Source organism: Pseudooceanicola sp. LIPI14-2-Ac024, from assembly GCF_042188925.1.
In the GTDB taxonomy this organism is placed as follows: Bacteria; Pseudomonadota; Alphaproteobacteria; order Rhodobacterales; family Rhodobacteraceae; genus Pseudooceanicola.
On sequence record NZ_CP170102.1, the window covers coordinates 2311133 to 2325783 of the forward strand.

General features: G+C 68.0%; 13 protein-coding genes and 1 pseudogene. 7 read left to right on the plus strand and 7 right to left on the minus strand.

Annotated elements, in window-relative coordinates; genetic code table 11:
* Window positions 1-25: 25 nt before the first annotated feature.
* Complete coding sequence (locus ACE2AC_RS11245) at window positions 26-742, plus strand: ABC transporter permease (RefSeq protein ID WP_375687116.1); 717 nt, start codon at window positions 26-28, stop codon at window positions 740-742.
* 3 nt (window positions 743-745) lie between these two features.
* On the opposite strand, the gene ACE2AC_RS11250 is transcribed toward ACE2AC_RS11245, so the two are convergent.
* Entirely contained in the window at window positions 746-1729 is a 984-nt protein-coding gene (locus ACE2AC_RS11250) for a glycosyltransferase (RefSeq protein ID WP_375687117.1), read from the minus strand.
* A gap of 117 nt (window positions 1730-1846) precedes the next feature.
* Between ACE2AC_RS11250 and rfbC the strand changes: the two genes are divergently transcribed.
* The 4 genes from rfbC to rfbA are packed head-to-tail and all read left to right on the plus strand — an operon-like array spanning window position 1847 to window position 5193.
* The gene (gene rfbC, locus ACE2AC_RS11255) at window positions 1847-2431 is read left to right on the plus strand and encodes a dTDP-4-dehydrorhamnose 3,5-epimerase (RefSeq protein WP_375687119.1); all 585 of its coding nucleotides are present in this window, start codon (window positions 1847-1849) and stop codon (window positions 2429-2431) included.
* Complete coding sequence (gene rfbB / locus ACE2AC_RS11260) at window positions 2428-3471, plus strand: dTDP-glucose 4,6-dehydratase (protein WP_375687120.1); 1044 nt, start codon at window positions 2428-2430, stop codon at window positions 3469-3471. Before rfbC ends, rfbB begins: the two co-directional genes overlap by 4 nt.
* On the plus strand, window positions 3468-4286 hold the full coding sequence (rfbD, locus tag ACE2AC_RS11265) for a dTDP-4-dehydrorhamnose reductase (protein ID WP_375687122.1): 819 nt from the start codon (window positions 3468-3470) through the stop codon (window positions 4284-4286). The genes rfbB and rfbD overlap by 4 nt, the downstream gene beginning before the upstream one ends.
* A gap of 34 nt (window positions 4287-4320) precedes the next feature.
* Window positions 4321-5193 (plus strand): glucose-1-phosphate thymidylyltransferase RfbA, encoded by an 873-nt coding sequence (gene rfbA / locus ACE2AC_RS11270; protein ID WP_375687124.1) that lies wholly within the window; start codon window positions 4321-4323, stop codon window positions 5191-5193.
* 21 nt (window positions 5194-5214) lie between these two features.
* Here the strand turns inward: rfbA and ACE2AC_RS11275 are convergent, their stop codons facing one another.
* From ACE2AC_RS11275 to xylF, 6 genes and pseudogenes are all read right to left on the minus strand, one after another.
* A complete protein-coding gene (locus ACE2AC_RS11275) occupies window positions 5215-6654 on the minus strand; it encodes a mannose-1-phosphate guanylyltransferase/mannose-6-phosphate isomerase (protein ID WP_375687126.1) in 1440 nt (479 codons plus the stop codon).
* A gap of 55 nt (window positions 6655-6709) precedes the next feature.
* Window positions 6710-7530: pseudogene (gene kdsA / locus ACE2AC_RS11280) on the minus strand (3-deoxy-8-phosphooctulonate synthase).
* Window positions 7527-8318 carry a 3-deoxy-manno-octulosonate cytidylyltransferase gene (locus ACE2AC_RS11285; RefSeq protein WP_375687127.1) on the minus strand — a complete coding sequence of 264 codons (792 nt, stop codon included), beginning with the start codon at window positions 8316-8318 and terminating at the stop codon, window positions 7527-7529. Before ACE2AC_RS11285 ends, kdsA begins: the two are co-directional and overlap by 4 nt.
* Window positions 8319-8563: 245 nt before the next feature.
* Entirely contained in the window at window positions 8564-9346 is a 783-nt protein-coding gene (locus ACE2AC_RS11290) for an ATP-binding cassette domain-containing protein (protein ID WP_375687129.1), read from the minus strand.
* Window positions 9346-10644, minus strand: a complete 1299-nt coding sequence (locus ACE2AC_RS11295; protein ID WP_375687131.1) for a sugar ABC transporter permease — start codon at window positions 10642-10644, stop codon at window positions 9346-9348. The genes ACE2AC_RS11290 and ACE2AC_RS11295 overlap by 1 nt, the downstream gene beginning before the upstream one ends.
* An 80-nt stretch (window positions 10645-10724) precedes the next feature.
* On the minus strand, window positions 10725-11753 hold the full coding sequence (gene xylF, locus ACE2AC_RS11300; RefSeq protein ID WP_375687133.1) for a D-xylose ABC transporter substrate-binding protein: 1029 nt from the start codon (window positions 11751-11753) through the stop codon (window positions 10725-10727).
* 161 nt (window positions 11754-11914) lie between these two features.
* On the opposite strand from xylF, the gene ACE2AC_RS11305 reads away from it, so the two are divergent.
* Together ACE2AC_RS11305 and ACE2AC_RS11310 are read left to right on the plus strand one after the other, a co-directional pair.
* Window positions 11915-13132 (plus strand): ROK family protein, encoded by a 1218-nt coding sequence (locus tag ACE2AC_RS11305; protein WP_375687135.1) that lies wholly within the window; start codon window positions 11915-11917, stop codon window positions 13130-13132.
* Window positions 13122-14639 (plus strand): CRTAC1 family protein, encoded by a 1518-nt coding sequence (locus tag ACE2AC_RS11310; RefSeq protein ID WP_375687136.1) that lies wholly within the window; start codon window positions 13122-13124, stop codon window positions 14637-14639. Before ACE2AC_RS11305 ends, ACE2AC_RS11310 begins: the two co-directional genes overlap by 11 nt.
* Window positions 14640-14651: the final 12 nt, after the last annotated feature.

Genomic DNA, 14651 nt, shown 5'->3' on the forward strand with positions numbered 1-14651 from the left:
CATTCTTGCCCTGATCTTGCGCGAGATGTCTACACGCTACGGCAAGTCACCCGGCGGCTACCTCTGGGCGATCATCGAGCCGTTGGGGGCGATCGTGGTCCTTGGGCTGGGCTTTTCGCTGCTGCTCAGGACCCCGGCGCTCGGCACCAGTTTCATCCTGTTCTTCGCCACCGGCTACCTGCCGTTCGACCTCTACCAGGGGGTCAACACCTCGGTCTCCAAGTCGTTGATGTTCTCACGGCCGCTGCTGGCCTATCCGACGGTGACCTGGGTCGACGCGGTGCTGGCGCGGTTCATCCTGAACGCGGCCACCGGGATCGTGGTCTTCGTCATCGTGGTCGCGTCGGTGCTGACCTTTACCGACAGCCGCAGCGTGCTCGACATCGGCGAAATCGTGCAGGCCATGTGCCTGGCGCTGTTCCTCGGCCTCGGTGTGGGGGTGCTGAACTGCGCGCTGATGGGCCTTTTTCCGGTGTGGGAGAACGTCTGGTCGATCATCACCCGGCCGCTCTTCTTCGCGTCGGGCCTGTTCTACCTCTACGAGGACATGCCGTCGGTGGTGCAGGACATCCTCTACTTCAACCCGTTGCTGCACATCGTCGGGATCATGCGCGACGGATTCTATTCAACCTACAGCCCGCAATACATCTCGACCATGTACGTGCTGTCCTGCGGCCTCGTCTCGCTCTTTTTCGGGGTTCTGCTGCTCTATCGCTACAACCGCGACATCATCAACAACTGAGGCTCAGCGCCCCTCGGCCCAGCCGACCACGCGGTCGTGCGGCACCTCGGTCTCGCCGCGCAGGCCATCGCGGATGGCGTGGCCCAGGATGCGCAGGTAGACCCGGCGCTCGCCCTCGTGCGCCCGCGCCTTCCAGGCCCATTTCGGCAGGATCACCGCCAGCGCCGGCCAGAACCACAGCCCCGCCGCCATGCGGTAGAGCATCAGCAGGTTGCGGTGGTAGTAATAGACCTTCCACATCGGGTGGAACCGCCCCCGCTGCTCAGACGCGAAGGTCGAGCAGTCGTGTTCGAACCGCACCTGGGGCGCAAAACCCAGCCGGTCGCCACTGGCCGACAGGCCCAGCGTGTAAATTCCGTCATCGCCATAGATGAAGAGGCCCGGATCGGGATAGCCCGCACGCTCCACCGCCTTGCGCGACACGAAGAAGCCGACGAACGATGTCACGTCGATGGGCCGGATGTCCTGCCCCGCGTAGGCCTCGGGCTTGAGGTGGAAGCCATCACGTCCGCCGCCCTTCACGATCGTTTTCGCAAGGGCCCGGCCATGCCAGAACGGGTTGCGCGACGGGCGGTTCATCTCGCAGATCCGGCCATCCGGGAAATACACGGCGGCCGCCAGCCCGTCGTAACCCACGGGCGCAAGGGCATGAAACGCACTCAGGCCCCCCGGCTCGGGCCGGCCGTCGTCGTCCATCAGCACCAGCCAATCGGGATCATGCGCCGTCAGCACGCGTCGCATTCCAGCCTCGAACCCGCCCGCGCCGCCGGAATTCACCCGGGAGCGGATCACGTCCATCCGGGGATCGGAACAGGTCGCCAGCCAATCGCTCGTGCCATCGGTGCTGGCGTTGTCGACCACCACCAACGCCGACAGCTCTTCGGGAGGTGAAGCCAGCAGCCGCTCGACGGTGACCTTCAGCTGCGCCAGCCTGTTGTAGGTCACGACCACCGCAACCAGCCGCCCGGCCCCGCCGCTTTGCCCCATCTTGCATCTCTTTCTTGTCTTCTTGCCGCAAGGACCGGATACAAGGGCTATCCGGTTGTAGCCCCCGGCCACATCGGCCACTGTAATGACACAAGACTCACAAGCGTGCGAGGCCCCATGCAGATTGAGCAGACCGCTCTGCCCGGCGTCCTGATCCTCACCCCCGCCCGTTTCGGAGATTCCCGCGGATTCTTCAGCGAAAGCTGGAACAAGCAACGCCTGGCCGAGGCCGGCGTCGACGTGGAATTCGTGCAGGACAACCATTCGCTTTCCGAACAGACAGGCACCCTGCGCGGGCTGCACTACCAGTCACCGCCCCATGCGCAGGCCAAGCTGGTGCGCTGCGGCCGCGGGAGCCTGTTCGACGTCGCCGTCGATTTCCGCGAGGGCTCTCCCACCTTCGGCCAGTGGGTCGGGGTCGAACTGAGCTTCGAGAACGGCCGCCAGCTGCTGATCCCTGCCGGGTTCCTGCACGGCTTCGTCACCCGCGAGCCGATGACCGAGGTGGTCTACAAGTGCTCGGACTACTATGCCCCCGACTGCGACGGCGGCGTCCGCTGGGACGACCCCGAGATCGGCATCGACTGGGGCCTAGACGGCGATCCGGTCCTGTCGGACAAGGACATGAAGGCGCCGCTGCTGAAGGACGCCCCGCGTCCCTTCCGCGCCGCGCCCGAACCGGTGCATGGAGGCGCCGCATGAAAATCCTGATCACCGGTGGCGCCGGGTTCATCGGCTCGGCTGTCGTGCGCCTTGCGGTCGCCCGCGGGCACGAGGTGGTGAACCTCGACGCTTTGACCTATGCCGCCTGCCTCGACAACGTGGCTGAGGCGGCCAAGAGCAACCTTTACAGCTTTGAACAGGCCGACATCCGCGACCGCGCCGCGCTGGACCGGGTGTTCGAGACGCACCAGCCCGACGCGGTGATGCACCTGGCCGCCGAAAGCCACGTCGACCGCTCGATCGACGGCCCGGCGGATTTCATCGAGACCAACGTGCTGGGCACCTTCCACATGCTGGAGGCGGCGCGCAGCTACTGGCAGGCAAAGGGCCGGCCCGAGGGCTTCCGCTTTCACCACATCTCGACCGACGAGGTCTTCGGATCGCTGGGCGACGAGGGCCAGTTCACCGAGGAAACACCCTACGATCCCCGGTCGCCCTATTCGGCCTCCAAGGCCAGTTCCGACCACCTCGTGCGCGCGTGGCACGAGACCTATGGCCTACCGGTCGTCCTGACCAACTGCTCGAACAACTACGGCCCCTTCCACTTCCCCGAGAAGCTGATCCCGGTCGTGATCCTGAAGGCGCTCGCCGGCGAGGAGATACCGGTCTACGGCAAGGGCGAGAATGTGCGTGACTGGCTCTATGTCGAGGATCACGCCGACGCGCTTCTGCTGGTGCTGGAGAAGGGCGCGCTTGGCCGCAGCTACAACATCGGCGGCGAGAACGAGCGGCGGAACATCGACCTCGTCCGCACCATCTGCACGATCCTCGACGCGAAACGGCCCAAGGCGCAGGGCGCCTATGCCGACCAGATCACCTTTGTCTCCGACCGCCCGGGCCATGACCTGCGCTACGCGATCGATCCGACCCGCATCCGCGAAGAACTGGGCTGGCGGCCGTCGGTGACGGTCGAGGAAGGGCTCGAGAAGACCGTGCAGTGGTATCTCGACAACGAACGCTGGTGGCGCGCGCTGCAGACCCGGTCGGGTGTGGGCCAGAGGCTGGGCAAGACCGGATGAGCCTGCTCGTCTTCGGCTCCACGGGCCAGGTGGCCCGCGAACTCGCGCGCGCCGCGCCCGCCGGCACGACCTTCCTGTCGCGGGCCGAGGCCGACCTGAGCAATCCCGCCGCCTGTGCCGCCGCGATCTCGGCGGCGGAGCCGTCGGCGGTGATCAACGCCGCCGCCTACACCGCCGTCGACAAGGCCGAGAGCGAGGAAGACCTCGCCACCGTCATCAACGGCGCCGCCCCCGGCGCGATGGCCCGGGCCTGCGAGGTGCTGGGCATTCCGTTCCTGCACGTGTCGACCGACTACGTCTTCGACGGCACCCCCGGCGCGGCGTGGAAACCCGACGACCCGGTCGCGCCTCCGAACGCCTATGGCCGGTCCAAGCTGGCGGGCGAAGAGGCAGTGCGCGCGGCCGGCGGCAACAGTGCGATCCTGCGCACCTCGTGGGTGGTGTCGGCCCATGGCAACAACTTCGTCAAGACGATGCTGCGCCTCGCCGAGACGCGCGATCACCTGACCGTGGTGGCTGACCAGGTCGGCGGCCCGACCCCGGCGCGCGGCATCGCCGCCACGCTCCTGTCGATGGCCGACCAGATGCAGGCCGGCGCCGAAGGCGGCACCTATCACTACGCCGGCACCCCCGCCGTCAGCTGGGCCGATTTCGCGCGCGAGATCTTTGCACAGGCCGGCAAGGCCATGACGGTCGAGGACATCCCGACCGAGGCCTACCCGACCCCGGCCAAGCGCCCGCTCAACTCGCGCATGGACGGCAGCAGCCTGCAGACCGATTTCGGACTCCGCCCGCCGACTGGAAGGCGGAATTGAAAGTCATTTTGAAGGAACTTGGATCGTTAGCATCATGACCAATCGCAAGGGCATCATCCTGGCCGGCGGCTCCGGCACCCGTCTCTACCCGATCACCATGGGCCTGTCGAAGCAGCTCCTCCCGGTCTATGACAAGCCGATGATCTACTACCCGCTGTCGGTGCTGATGCTGGGCGGGATCCAGGATATCCTGGTGATCACCACCCCGCAGGACAAGGAACAGTTCCAGCGCACCCTGGGCGACGGCAGCCAGTGGGGCCTGTCGCTCAGCTACCGCGAACAGCCCAAACCGGAAGGCCTGGCACAGGCCTACATCATCGCCGAGGATTTCCTGGACGGTGCGCCCTCGGCCATGGTGCTGGGCGACAACATCTTCTTCGGCCACGGCCTGCCGGAACACCTGAAGGCCGCCGACGCGCAGAGCTCCGGCGGCACGGTCTTCGGCTACCGCGTGGCCGATCCGGAGCGCTACGGCGTGGTGGATTTCGCCCCCGACGGCACCGTGCGCGACATCATCGAAAAGCCCGAGGTCGCGCCCTCGCCCTACGCGGTGACCGGGCTCTACTACCTCGACGGCACCGCACCGGAACGCGCCCGCGCCGTGAAGCCCTCGCCGCGCGGCGAGCTCGAGATCACCGACCTGCTGGGCAGCTACCTCAAGGACGGCTCGCTCACCATGCGCCAGATGGGCCGCGGCTACGCCTGGCTCGACACCGGGACGCACGGCTCGCTGCTGGACGCCGGGAACTTCGTCCGCACCCTGTCGGAACGACAGGGTCTGCAAGTCGGCAGCCCGGACGAGATCGCCTACACCATGGGCTGGATCGACGACGGCGAGCTGCTGGAACGCGCCAAGGTCTGCGGCAAGAGCGACTACGGCCGCTACCTGCAGCGCCTGCTCAAGTGACCGGTCGGGGCGGCCCGTGTGTCAGGCCGTCCCGCTGTCATCGCTGCGGGCATAGACGTCGTCGTACCGGGTGATGTCGTCCTCGCCCAAGTAGGATCCGGTCTGCACCTCGATCAGCTCGACCGGCACCTTGCCGGGGTTCTCCAGCCGGTGGACCGCGCCGAGGGGGACATAGACCGACTGGTTCTCGGGCAGCAGGCGCACTGTGTCGCCCACGGTCACCTGCGCAGTGCCCGACACCACGACCCAGTGTTCGGCCCGGTGCACGTGGCTCTGCAGGCTCAGCTTGGCGCCCGGGTCGACGACGATCCGTTTCACCTGGAACCGGTCGCCCAGGATCAGCGTCTCGAAAAAGCCCCAGGGCCGGTGATCGCGTCGGAAGGTGTCGGCCTGCCGCAGGCCCGCCTTGCGCAGCGTCTTGACCACCGAGCCCAGGTCCGCCGCGCGGCTGCGGTCGGCGATCAGCACGGCATCGGGCGTCGTCACCGCCACCACGTCGCGCAGCCCCAGGCCCACCAGGTGCGGCCCGTCGGGATCGGCGCGAAGCAGCGACCCGGCGCAGTCCAGCGCGGTCACCGGCCCGGTCGCGACAGTGCCGCTGGCGTCCTGCGGCCCCAGCTGGTGGATCGCCTCCCATCCGCCAAGGTCGGACCAGTCGCCGCGATGCGGCGCGACGGACAGGTTGTCGGCCTTCTCCATGATCCCGTGATCGATCGAGATATCCTCGCACGCGGCCCAGGGCCCCGGCGCCAGCCGCAGGAAACCGAGGTCCGGCTGCCCCTCGTCCACTGCGCGCCGGACCAGCGCCAGCATCTCGGGCATGTGCGCCTCGAACAGCGCGATCAGCGTCGCGGCGGTGTAGACGAACATCCCCGCGTTCCAGAGATACCGGCCCGACGCCAGCATCCTCTCGGCCTCGTCCAGCGGCGGCTTCTCGACGAACCGCGCCAGCGGCACGCAGTCCGCGGCGGCGTCGCCGTCCAACTCGAGGTAGCCATACCCGGTCTCGGGCCGTGTCGGCACGATCCCCAGCGTCACCACGCGGCCGCCCCGCGCCACCGGCAACGCCCGGGCGAGCGTGTCCCGGAACGCCGCCTGGTCGAGGATCAGGTGATCGGACGGCGCGGCCAGGATCACGCGCTCCGGATCGTCGCGCGCCACCAGCAGGGCGGCGGCCAGCAGGGCCGGCGCGGTGTTGCGCGCCTCGGGCTCGATCAGCACGGCGCCCGGATCGACGCCCGCCTCGGCCAGCTGCTGCGTCGCGATGAAGCGGAAATCGCTGTTCGTCACGATCACCGGCCGGTCGAACATCGGCCCGGAACAGCGCCGCGCGGCCTGCCGGAACAGGCTCTCGTCCCCGACAAGGTCGACGAACTGCTTGGGATAGCTCTTGCGCGACACCGGCCAGAGCCGGGTGCCCGACCCGCCGCACAGGATCACCGGGGTAAGCTCGTGCGTCATGGAAAACCCGTCCTCCTCAGCGCCGCCCGACGGGCCGCTTCGTCCGGTGGCAGGGTTACAGGCCCTTGGTCAGGTCGTCCAGCGCGGCCAGCCCCTTGAGCATGGCGGGAAGCCGGTCGATCGGCACCATGTTCGGCCCGTCCGAGGGCGCATTGTCCGGGTCCTCGTGCGTTTCGATGAACACCGCCGCCGCCCCCACGGCCAGCGCGGCGCGCGCCAGCGGCTCGACGAATTCGCGCTGCCCGCCCGAGGATGCCCCTGCCCGCCCGGCAGCTGCACCGAGTGGGTCGCGTCGAACACCACCGGATACCCGGTGCGCGCCATGATCGGCAGCGACCGGAAGTCCGACACCAGCATGTTGTAGCCGAAGGATGTGCCCCGCTCGCAGAGCAGGATGCGCTCGTTCCCGGTCGAGGCGACCTTGGCCGCCACGTTCTCCATGTCCCACGGCGCCAGGAACTGCCCCTTCTTCACGTTGATCGCCGCGCCGGTTTCGCCCGCTGCCAGCAGCAGGTCGGTCTGCCGCGACAGGAAGGCCGGGATCTGCAGCACATCGACCGCCTGTGCCACCGTGGCGCAATGGCCGGCCTCGTGCACATCGGTCAGCACCGGGCAGCCGAACTCGGCCCGGATGTCGGCGAGGATCTGCAGCCCCCTGTCCATCCCGATGCCCCGCTTGCCCGAGATCGACGACCGGTTCGCCTTGTCGTAGCTCGCCTTGAAGACGAAGGGCCGCCCGGCCGCCTCGGCCGCCGCCGCGATCCTCTCGGCCAGCATCCGCGCGTGGTCGAGGCTCTCGAGCTGGCAGGGTCCCGCAATCAGAACGAAGGGCGCCGCGTTCGACACCCCGATGCCACCGATATCGACGGTCTTCATGCGATCCCCTCCTTCTGCAGCACGGCCTCGATCCGGGCCACGTCGACCGGGTTGTTCAGCTCCCAGAACACCCGCCCCTCGGCGCTGACCTCGACGCAGGTGACCGGGCATCCGTTCTCGAGAAAGCGCAACTGCTCCAGCCCCTCGGCAACCTCCAGCCGCCCGCGTTCCCACCCCATGTAGGCGCGCAGTGCGTCGGGCCGGTAGGCGTAGACGCCGACATGGTGCCAGACCTCGGGCGGATGGCTCAGGCTCTCGACATGCGGCAACACTTCCTTCGAGAAGTAAAGCGCCGTGCCATCGTCCCGCGCCACCGCCGTCGTGCCGCCGACGCGGCCCTCGCGGCGGTCCATGACGAGGTTTTCCAGCGCCCCGCCCTCGGCCCGCAGGATCGGCGTGGCCATCTGCACGCCCGGCTCCGCCCGCATCCGCGCCAGCAGCGCCGCAACCATCGAGGCCGGCGTCAATGGCGCATCACCCTGCAGGTTCACGATCACCTCGGGCACGCTGTCCAGCATGTCCACCGCCTCGGCGCAGCGCTCGGTCCCGTTGCGCGCCTCGGACGAGGTCATCAGCACCGTTGCGCCGAACGCCTCCGAGGCCGCGCGGATGCGGTCGTCGTCGGTCAGGACATAGACCGCCTCGACTCCTTCGACCGCCCGCGCCGCCTCCCAGCTCCGCTGGATCAGGCTCTTGCACTCACCGGTGGCGCCGCGCAGGGCAACCAGCGGCTTGCCGGGATAGCGTGACGAGGCGTAGCGGGCGGGAATGAAGACGACGGCGCTCATGACATCCGGTGATTGTGGCGTTCACCGCAGATAGGCCCGTCCAACGCCCCGGCGCAATCCGCCAGCCCCGCCACCGCGACCTTTCCTGCCGCCTGTCGCCCGAACGCCGCGCGCGCCTCGCCCCACCTTCCCCTGGTTCCGTATCCTCGGGGGTGAATTGGCCCGCCAGGGCCAAGAGGGGGCAGAAAGCCCCCTCGCGCCGGCAAGGCACGGCGCACCGCGACGGGCTGCACACGGACCGAAACTCAGGCCGCCGCGTGTTCCGGCTTCTTGCCGAGGATGATCATCGACAGCAGGTCGTCGTCGGTCACGTCGTCGATGTCCACCGTTCCGACCAGCTGCCCGTTCTTCATGACCGAGGCACGGTCGCACAGCTCCATCACCGCGTGCACGTCGTGGTCGATGAGGAAGATGCCGATCCCCTCGGCCTTCAGCTGCTGGATCAGTTCGGCCACCATCTGCGTCTCGTGCGGGCCGAGCGCGGCGGTCGGTTCGTCCATGATCAGGATGCGGGCATTGAAATAGACCGCGCGGGCGATCGCCACCGATTGCCGCTGGCCGCCGGAGAGGGCCGAGACCGGTTCGTTGAACTTGCGGAAGTTCGGGTTCAGCCGGCCCATGATCTTGCGGCACTCGGCCTCCATCGCGGCGTCGTTCACCAGCCCGAAGGGAGTCACCATCTCGCGGCCCAGGAACAGGTTCGCGGTGGCGTCGAGGTTGTCGGCCAGCGCGAGCGTCTGGTAGATCGTCTCGATGTTCAGCGCGCGGGCATCCCGCGGGCTGGTTATCTCGACCTTGGTGCCATCCACGCGGATCTCGCCGCTGTCCATCCTGTAGGCGCCGGAAAGCACCTTGATCAGGGTCGACTTGCCCGCACCGTTGTGGCCCAACAAGCCCACGACCTCGCCGGGGTAAAGATCGACCGAGACATGGTCCACGGCCTTCACGCCGCCGAAGGCGATCGAGATGTCCCTCATCTCGACCAGCGGGGTCGCGCCCTCGGCGCGGAGTTCCTTGGCGCTCTTCATCACTTCGCTCCCAGACGCTTGCGATAGACGATGTCGATGTAGACGGCGAGGACGAGGACCGTGCCCACCACGATGTTCTGTAGCGGCGCATCCACGCCGACCATGGCCATGCCCGACTGCAGCGACTGCATGATCAGGGCGCCGAGGATGGCGCCGTAGATCGTGCCGAAGCCGCCGGAAAGCGCCGTGCCGCCGATCACCGCGGCCGCGATCACCCGCAGTTCGTCCAGCGTGCCGATGTCGTTCGAATGGTTCGCCAGACGGGCCGAGGCGACGACCGCCGACAGCGCGCAGAGGAAACCCATCAGCGCGAAGATCTTGACCGTCAGCCAGCGGGTGTTGATGCCCGACAGCTCGGCCGCGTCGGGGTTGCCGCCGGTGGCGAAGATATAGCGCCCGAACCGGGTGCGCCGCGCGACGATGGTCATCACCACCGCCACCGCGATCAGGATCAGGACCGAGATCGGCAGCCCGTAACCGGCGGTGTAGCCCTCGGGCATGGTCTCGCCACGCAGTTCGAACATCCGTTCCAGCCGGCGTTCGGGAATTTCATAGGCGTTGAGGATCCAGATGAAGCCGAGGATCGCGATGCAGACGATCGCGGCCATCACCGCCTCGGCCCACATCGGTTTCACCGGGAAACCGTGCTGCACCTTGGAGCGGCGGCCGTTTAGCAGCGCCAGCACCGCCAGGACCGCCGCGACCACGCCGATCACCCAGCTCCAGAACGTGCCCATGGTGCCGTTGGTGCCGCCGAACATCATGAAGGTGCTGTCGAGCGGGCCGATGGTCTGCCCGCTGGTCAGATACCAGGCGACGTTGCGCCAGACGAGGAAACCGCCGAGCGTGACGATGAAGGCGGGGATCGTCAGGTAGCCGACCAGCCAGCCCTGGAAGGCGCCGATCAGCGTGCCGCAGGCCAGCCCGACGACCAGCGTGATCGCCCAGGTCAGCGGGTGGTTCAGCCCCAGCCCCAACACGTTCGGCAGAAATTCGGTCTGGGTCATCGCCATGACGGCCGAACAGGTGGCCAGCAGGGCCCCCACGCTGAGGTCGATGTTGCGGGTGACGATGACGAACACCATCCCCGTCGCCATGATCGCCACCGACACCGTCTGGATCGTCAGGTTGAAGATGTTGCGCGGCGTCAGGAATCGTCCGTCGGTGACGATGTTGAAGCCGATGCAGAGGATGACGAAGGCGCCGATCATACCCAACAGCCGCATGTCCAGCTCAAGCTGCTGGAACAGTCCACGCTTGGGGTTTTCAGGGATCGGCTGAGACGCGGTTTCGGTCATGTCCGAACTCCAGGTTCAGCGGTTCTTCCGTCCGGCGCCCCCAGTGTAGCAGGGGGCGCCGGTTTCTCAAAATCGCAGGTTCAGTTGCAGGGCGACGGGCCGTCGGTCACGCCCTGGCAGAGCGCGTCCTTCTCGATCCAGCCGGCATCGACCACGACGTCGAGGTTGTCTGCAGTCACCGGCACCGGCTCGAGGAACTTCGACACCAGCGTGGTGCCGCCCGGAGAGGTCCATTCGCCCGCGCCCTCGATGTCGGTCATCGCGGCGCCACCGGCCAGTTCCACGGCGATCTCGCCCGCGGCCTTGCCCAGTTCGCGCGCGTCCTTCCAGACCGACACGGTCTGGGTGCCCTTGGCAACGCGGTTCAGCGCCGCGTGGTCACCATCCTGGCCCGAGACCGGGATGCCTTCCATGCCCTGCGCGGTCAGCGCGGCCACGGCGCCACCGGCGGTACCGTCGTTCGAGGCGACGACCGCGTCGACGGCGTTGTCGTTTGCGGTCAGGATCTGTTCCATGTTGCGCTGCGCGTTGGCGGGCAGCCAGCCGTCGGTGTAGGCCTCGCCGACGATGGTGATCGCGCCGCTGTCGATCGCCTCCTGCAGGACCTCCTGCTGGCCGCCGCGCAGGAAGTCGGCGTTCGGATCGGTGGGCGAGCCCTTGATCATCACGTAGTTGCCTTCCGGCGCCGCGGCGAGCACTGCGCGCGCCTGCATCCGGCCAACCTCGACGTTGTCGAAGGTCAGGTAGAAGGCGCGGTTGTCCTCGATCAGGCGGTCGTAGGCGATCACCGGGATGCCTTCGTCGGCGGCGGCCTGCACGGCCGGGCCGATGGCCTGGGCGTCCTGGGCCAGCACGATCAGGGCGTCGACGCCCTGGGCGATCAGGCTTTCGATGTCCGACAGCTGCTTGGCCGAGGACGACTGCGCGTCGGCCGAGACATAGGCGGCGCCGCCCGCTTCGAGAGCGCCCTTGATCGCGGCCTCGTCGGTCTTCCAGCGCTCTTCCTGGAAGTTCGACCAGCTCACGCCGACGGTCAGGTCCTGCGCCAGCGCGGCGCCGGCCGTCATGGCCATCGCGGCGATGACAGAGATTCCACCAAGAATTTTCATGACACTCCTCCCTTGGATTCAGGGCGCGCGTTCCTCCCGGCCCCGGTCGCCCCTCTCTAACAAGATTTTTTTTGAGTTTCAAATTAAATCGCGTATCCTGCCCCGAGGATGCGTACCGCGCGGGAGGTGACACCGACCGTCCGCGGGCGTATCGAGGGAGGATGACATTGGCAAAAGCGCGCAGATCGACGGGCGCCGCCGACCAGAGGGAGGTCGGCCGCCGGCAGGTGCTGGAAACCATCCGCGCCGCCGGGAGCATTGCGCGCATCGACATCGCCAAGGCCGCCGGGTCGAGCCCCGCGACCGTCACCGCCATCACCTCTGAACTTCTTGCCGCGGGCCTGATCGAGGAATGCGATGCCGTCCCGATCCAGGACGCCAAGCGCGGCCGCCCGCGCGTGGCCCTGCGCATCCGCGGCGCTGCGCACCGGGTGGCCGGCGTCAAAGTATCCCACCACGCGGTTTCCACCGTCATCACCGATTTCGAGGGGCAGGAGATCGTCGCGCGCGAGATGCGCCTGCCCGAGAACCGGATGGCGCCCGACCGGCTCTGCGACGAGATCCTGCGCGCAGTTGGCGAAGCCTGCGCCGAGGCCGGGCTGAACGTCGCCGCGCTTTCGGGTATCGGCATCGGCATCGCGGGCCTCGTCGATGCCAGCCGGAACTTCGTCTACTGGTCGTCGTCCCTGCGCGAACGCAACGTCGATCTCGGCTCCATGCTCGAAGCGCGGGTGGCCTGCCCGGTCTTCCTCGACAACGATGCGAACCTCGTCGCCAAGGCCGAACACCTCTTCGGCGAGGGCCGCAACCTCGACAACTTCATCGTCATCACCATCGAGCACGGCGTCGGCATGGGCATCGTGCTGGACGGCCACATCTACCGCGGCGCACGGGGCTGCGGGGCAGAGTTCGGGCACACCAAGGTGCAGCTCGAAGGCGCGCTGTGCCAATGCGGGCAGCGCGGGTGCCTCGAGGCCTACGTGGGCGACTACGCCCTGCTGCGCGAGGCCAACCTGAACAGCGAAACCGATCACAAGGACCTCGCCTCGCTCTTCGCCGCCGCCGCGCGGGGAGAGGGGATCGCGCGGTCGATCCTCGACCGGGCCGGGCGGATGTTCGCCATGGGACTGGCCAACATCGTCAACGTCTTCGACCCGCCGCTGATCATCCTCTCGGGCGCGCAGCTGAACTACGACTTCCTCTATTCCGACAAGGTGATCGACGAGATGAAGCGCTGGATCGTGCAGGTCGACGCGCCGATCCCGCAGGTCAAGGTGCACGGCTGGGGCGACCTGATGTGGGCGAAGGGCGCGACCGCCTACGCGATCGAGGAAGTGTCGAACCTCACCGTGAAGGAGCTTGCGGCCGATGCGGGCTAGCCTTGTCCTGATCTGCCTGGCAGGCCCGGCGATGGCCGATCCGGTCGTGCCCGCGTTCGCGCCGCGCCCGCTGCCCGATCACGTCTATGCCGGCGGGTGGGAGCATTTCGTCGGTGGCGGCGTCGCGGCCTTCGACTGTGACGGCGACGCCCTGCCCGAACTCTACGCCGCCGGCGGCAGCACCCCGGCGGCGCTGATGCGTAACGTGACCGAGGCGCCGGGCGCGACCCTGGCCTATGCCGAGGACACGCCCGACACGCTGGCCCTGACCAGCGTGACCGGGGCCTATCCGCTGGACATCGACGGCGACGGCCTGCTCGACCTCGCCATCCTGCGCGCCGGGCCGGACGTGCTCATGCGCGGGACCGGCGACTGCGGCTTCGCCCCGTTCGAGGGGAGCGGCTTCGACAGCGGCAATCACTGGACCACCGCGTTCACGGCGACGTGGGAGGCCGGGCAGAGCTTGCCGACGCTGGCCTTCGGCACCTATGTCGACCGGACGGACCCGAATGGTCCATTCCAGGCCTGCGATGCCACGCTGCTCTATCGCCCCGAGGGCGACCGCTACGGCCCCCCGCAGGAATTGCGGCCGGGCTACTGCGCCCTTTCGGCACTCTTCACCGACTGGCAGCGCACCGGCCGCGCCGACCTGCGGATGTCCAACGACCGGCACTACTACGTCCGCGGCGGGGAAGAGCAGATGTGGGCGATGGAGGCGACCCCGCGCCTCTATACGCAGGCGGATGGATGGGAGAGCTATCACCTCTGGGGCATGGGCATCGCGTCGAGGGACATCAACGGCGACGGCTATTCCGATGTCTACCTCACCTCGATGGGCGACCAGAAGTTCCAGCTTTTCGACCCGGCCGAGGGCGGCCCGGCCTACCGCGATGCCTCGTACGACTTCGGCACCACCGCGCACCGCCCTTTCACCGGCGGCGATGGCCGCCCCTCGACCGGCTGGCACGCGGCTTTCGGTGACGTGAACAACGACGGGCGCGACGACATCTTCGTGGCCAAGGGCAACGTCGAGCAGATGCCGGATGCCGCGATGCTCGACCCCAACAACCTCCTGCTGCAGGACGCGGACGGACGGTTTTCCGAGGCGGCGGGCGCGGCCGGGATCGCGACGCTGGAGCGATCGCGCGGCGCGGCACTGGCGGATCTGAACGGCGACGGGTTCCTCGACCTCGCCGTGGTGAACCGCCGGGCGCCGATGGAGCTTTACCAGAACGCGGGGACGGACGGGCACTGGCTGGCGGTTAAACTGATCGGCGCGGCGCCCAACACGCAGGCCGTCGGGGCCTTTGTCGAGGTCGCGGCAGGCGATCGCATCCTCGTGCAGGAGGTCACAGTCGGTGGAGGCCACGCGGGCGGCAGCGCCGTGCCGCTGCATTTCGGCCTGGGCCCGGTCGAAACCGCGAAGGTGCGGGTGATCTGGCCGGACGGGACAGAAGGGGCCTGGCAGGACGTCGCAACCAACCGGACGGTCGAGATCGCCCCTTAGGGCGGGGGTCCA

Excerpts from the sequence above, each read along its gene's own strand:
- ACE2AC_RS11245 (WP_375687116.1), top strand. The coding sequence starts at position 26 with ATGTCTACACGCTACGGCAAGTCACCCGGCGGCTACCTCTGGGCGATC.
- ACE2AC_RS11250 (WP_375687117.1), bottom strand. The coding sequence starts at position 1,729 with ATGGGGCAAAGCGGCGGGGCCGGGCGGCTGGTTGCGGTGGTCGTGACC.
- rfbC (WP_375687119.1), top strand. The coding sequence starts at position 1,847 with ATGCAGATTGAGCAGACCGCTCTGCCCGGCGTCCTGATCCTCACCCCC.
- rfbB (WP_375687120.1), top strand. The coding sequence starts at position 2,428 with ATGAAAATCCTGATCACCGGTGGCGCCGGGTTCATCGGCTCGGCTGTC.
- rfbD (WP_375687122.1), top strand. The coding sequence starts at position 3,468 with ATGAGCCTGCTCGTCTTCGGCTCCACGGGCCAGGTGGCCCGCGAACTC.
- rfbA (WP_375687124.1), top strand. The coding sequence starts at position 4,321 with ATGACCAATCGCAAGGGCATCATCCTGGCCGGCGGCTCCGGCACCCGT.
- ACE2AC_RS11275 (WP_375687126.1), bottom strand. The coding sequence starts at position 6,654 with ATGACGCACGAGCTTACCCCGGTGATCCTGTGCGGCGGGTCGGGCACC.
- ACE2AC_RS11285 (WP_375687127.1), bottom strand. The coding sequence starts at position 8,318 with ATGAGCGCCGTCGTCTTCATTCCCGCCCGCTACGCCTCGTCACGCTAT.
- ACE2AC_RS11290 (WP_375687129.1), bottom strand. The coding sequence starts at position 9,346 with ATGAAGAGCGCCAAGGAACTCCGCGCCGAGGGCGCGACCCCGCTGGTC.
- ACE2AC_RS11295 (WP_375687131.1), bottom strand. The coding sequence starts at position 10,644 with ATGACCGAAACCGCGTCTCAGCCGATCCCTGAAAACCCCAAGCGTGGA.
- xylF (WP_375687133.1), bottom strand. The coding sequence starts at position 11,753 with ATGAAAATTCTTGGTGGAATCTCTGTCATCGCCGCGATGGCCATGACG.
- ACE2AC_RS11305 (WP_375687135.1), top strand. The coding sequence starts at position 11,915 with ATGACATTGGCAAAAGCGCGCAGATCGACGGGCGCCGCCGACCAGAGG.
- ACE2AC_RS11310 (WP_375687136.1), top strand. The coding sequence starts at position 13,122 with ATGCGGGCTAGCCTTGTCCTGATCTGCCTGGCAGGCCCGGCGATGGCC.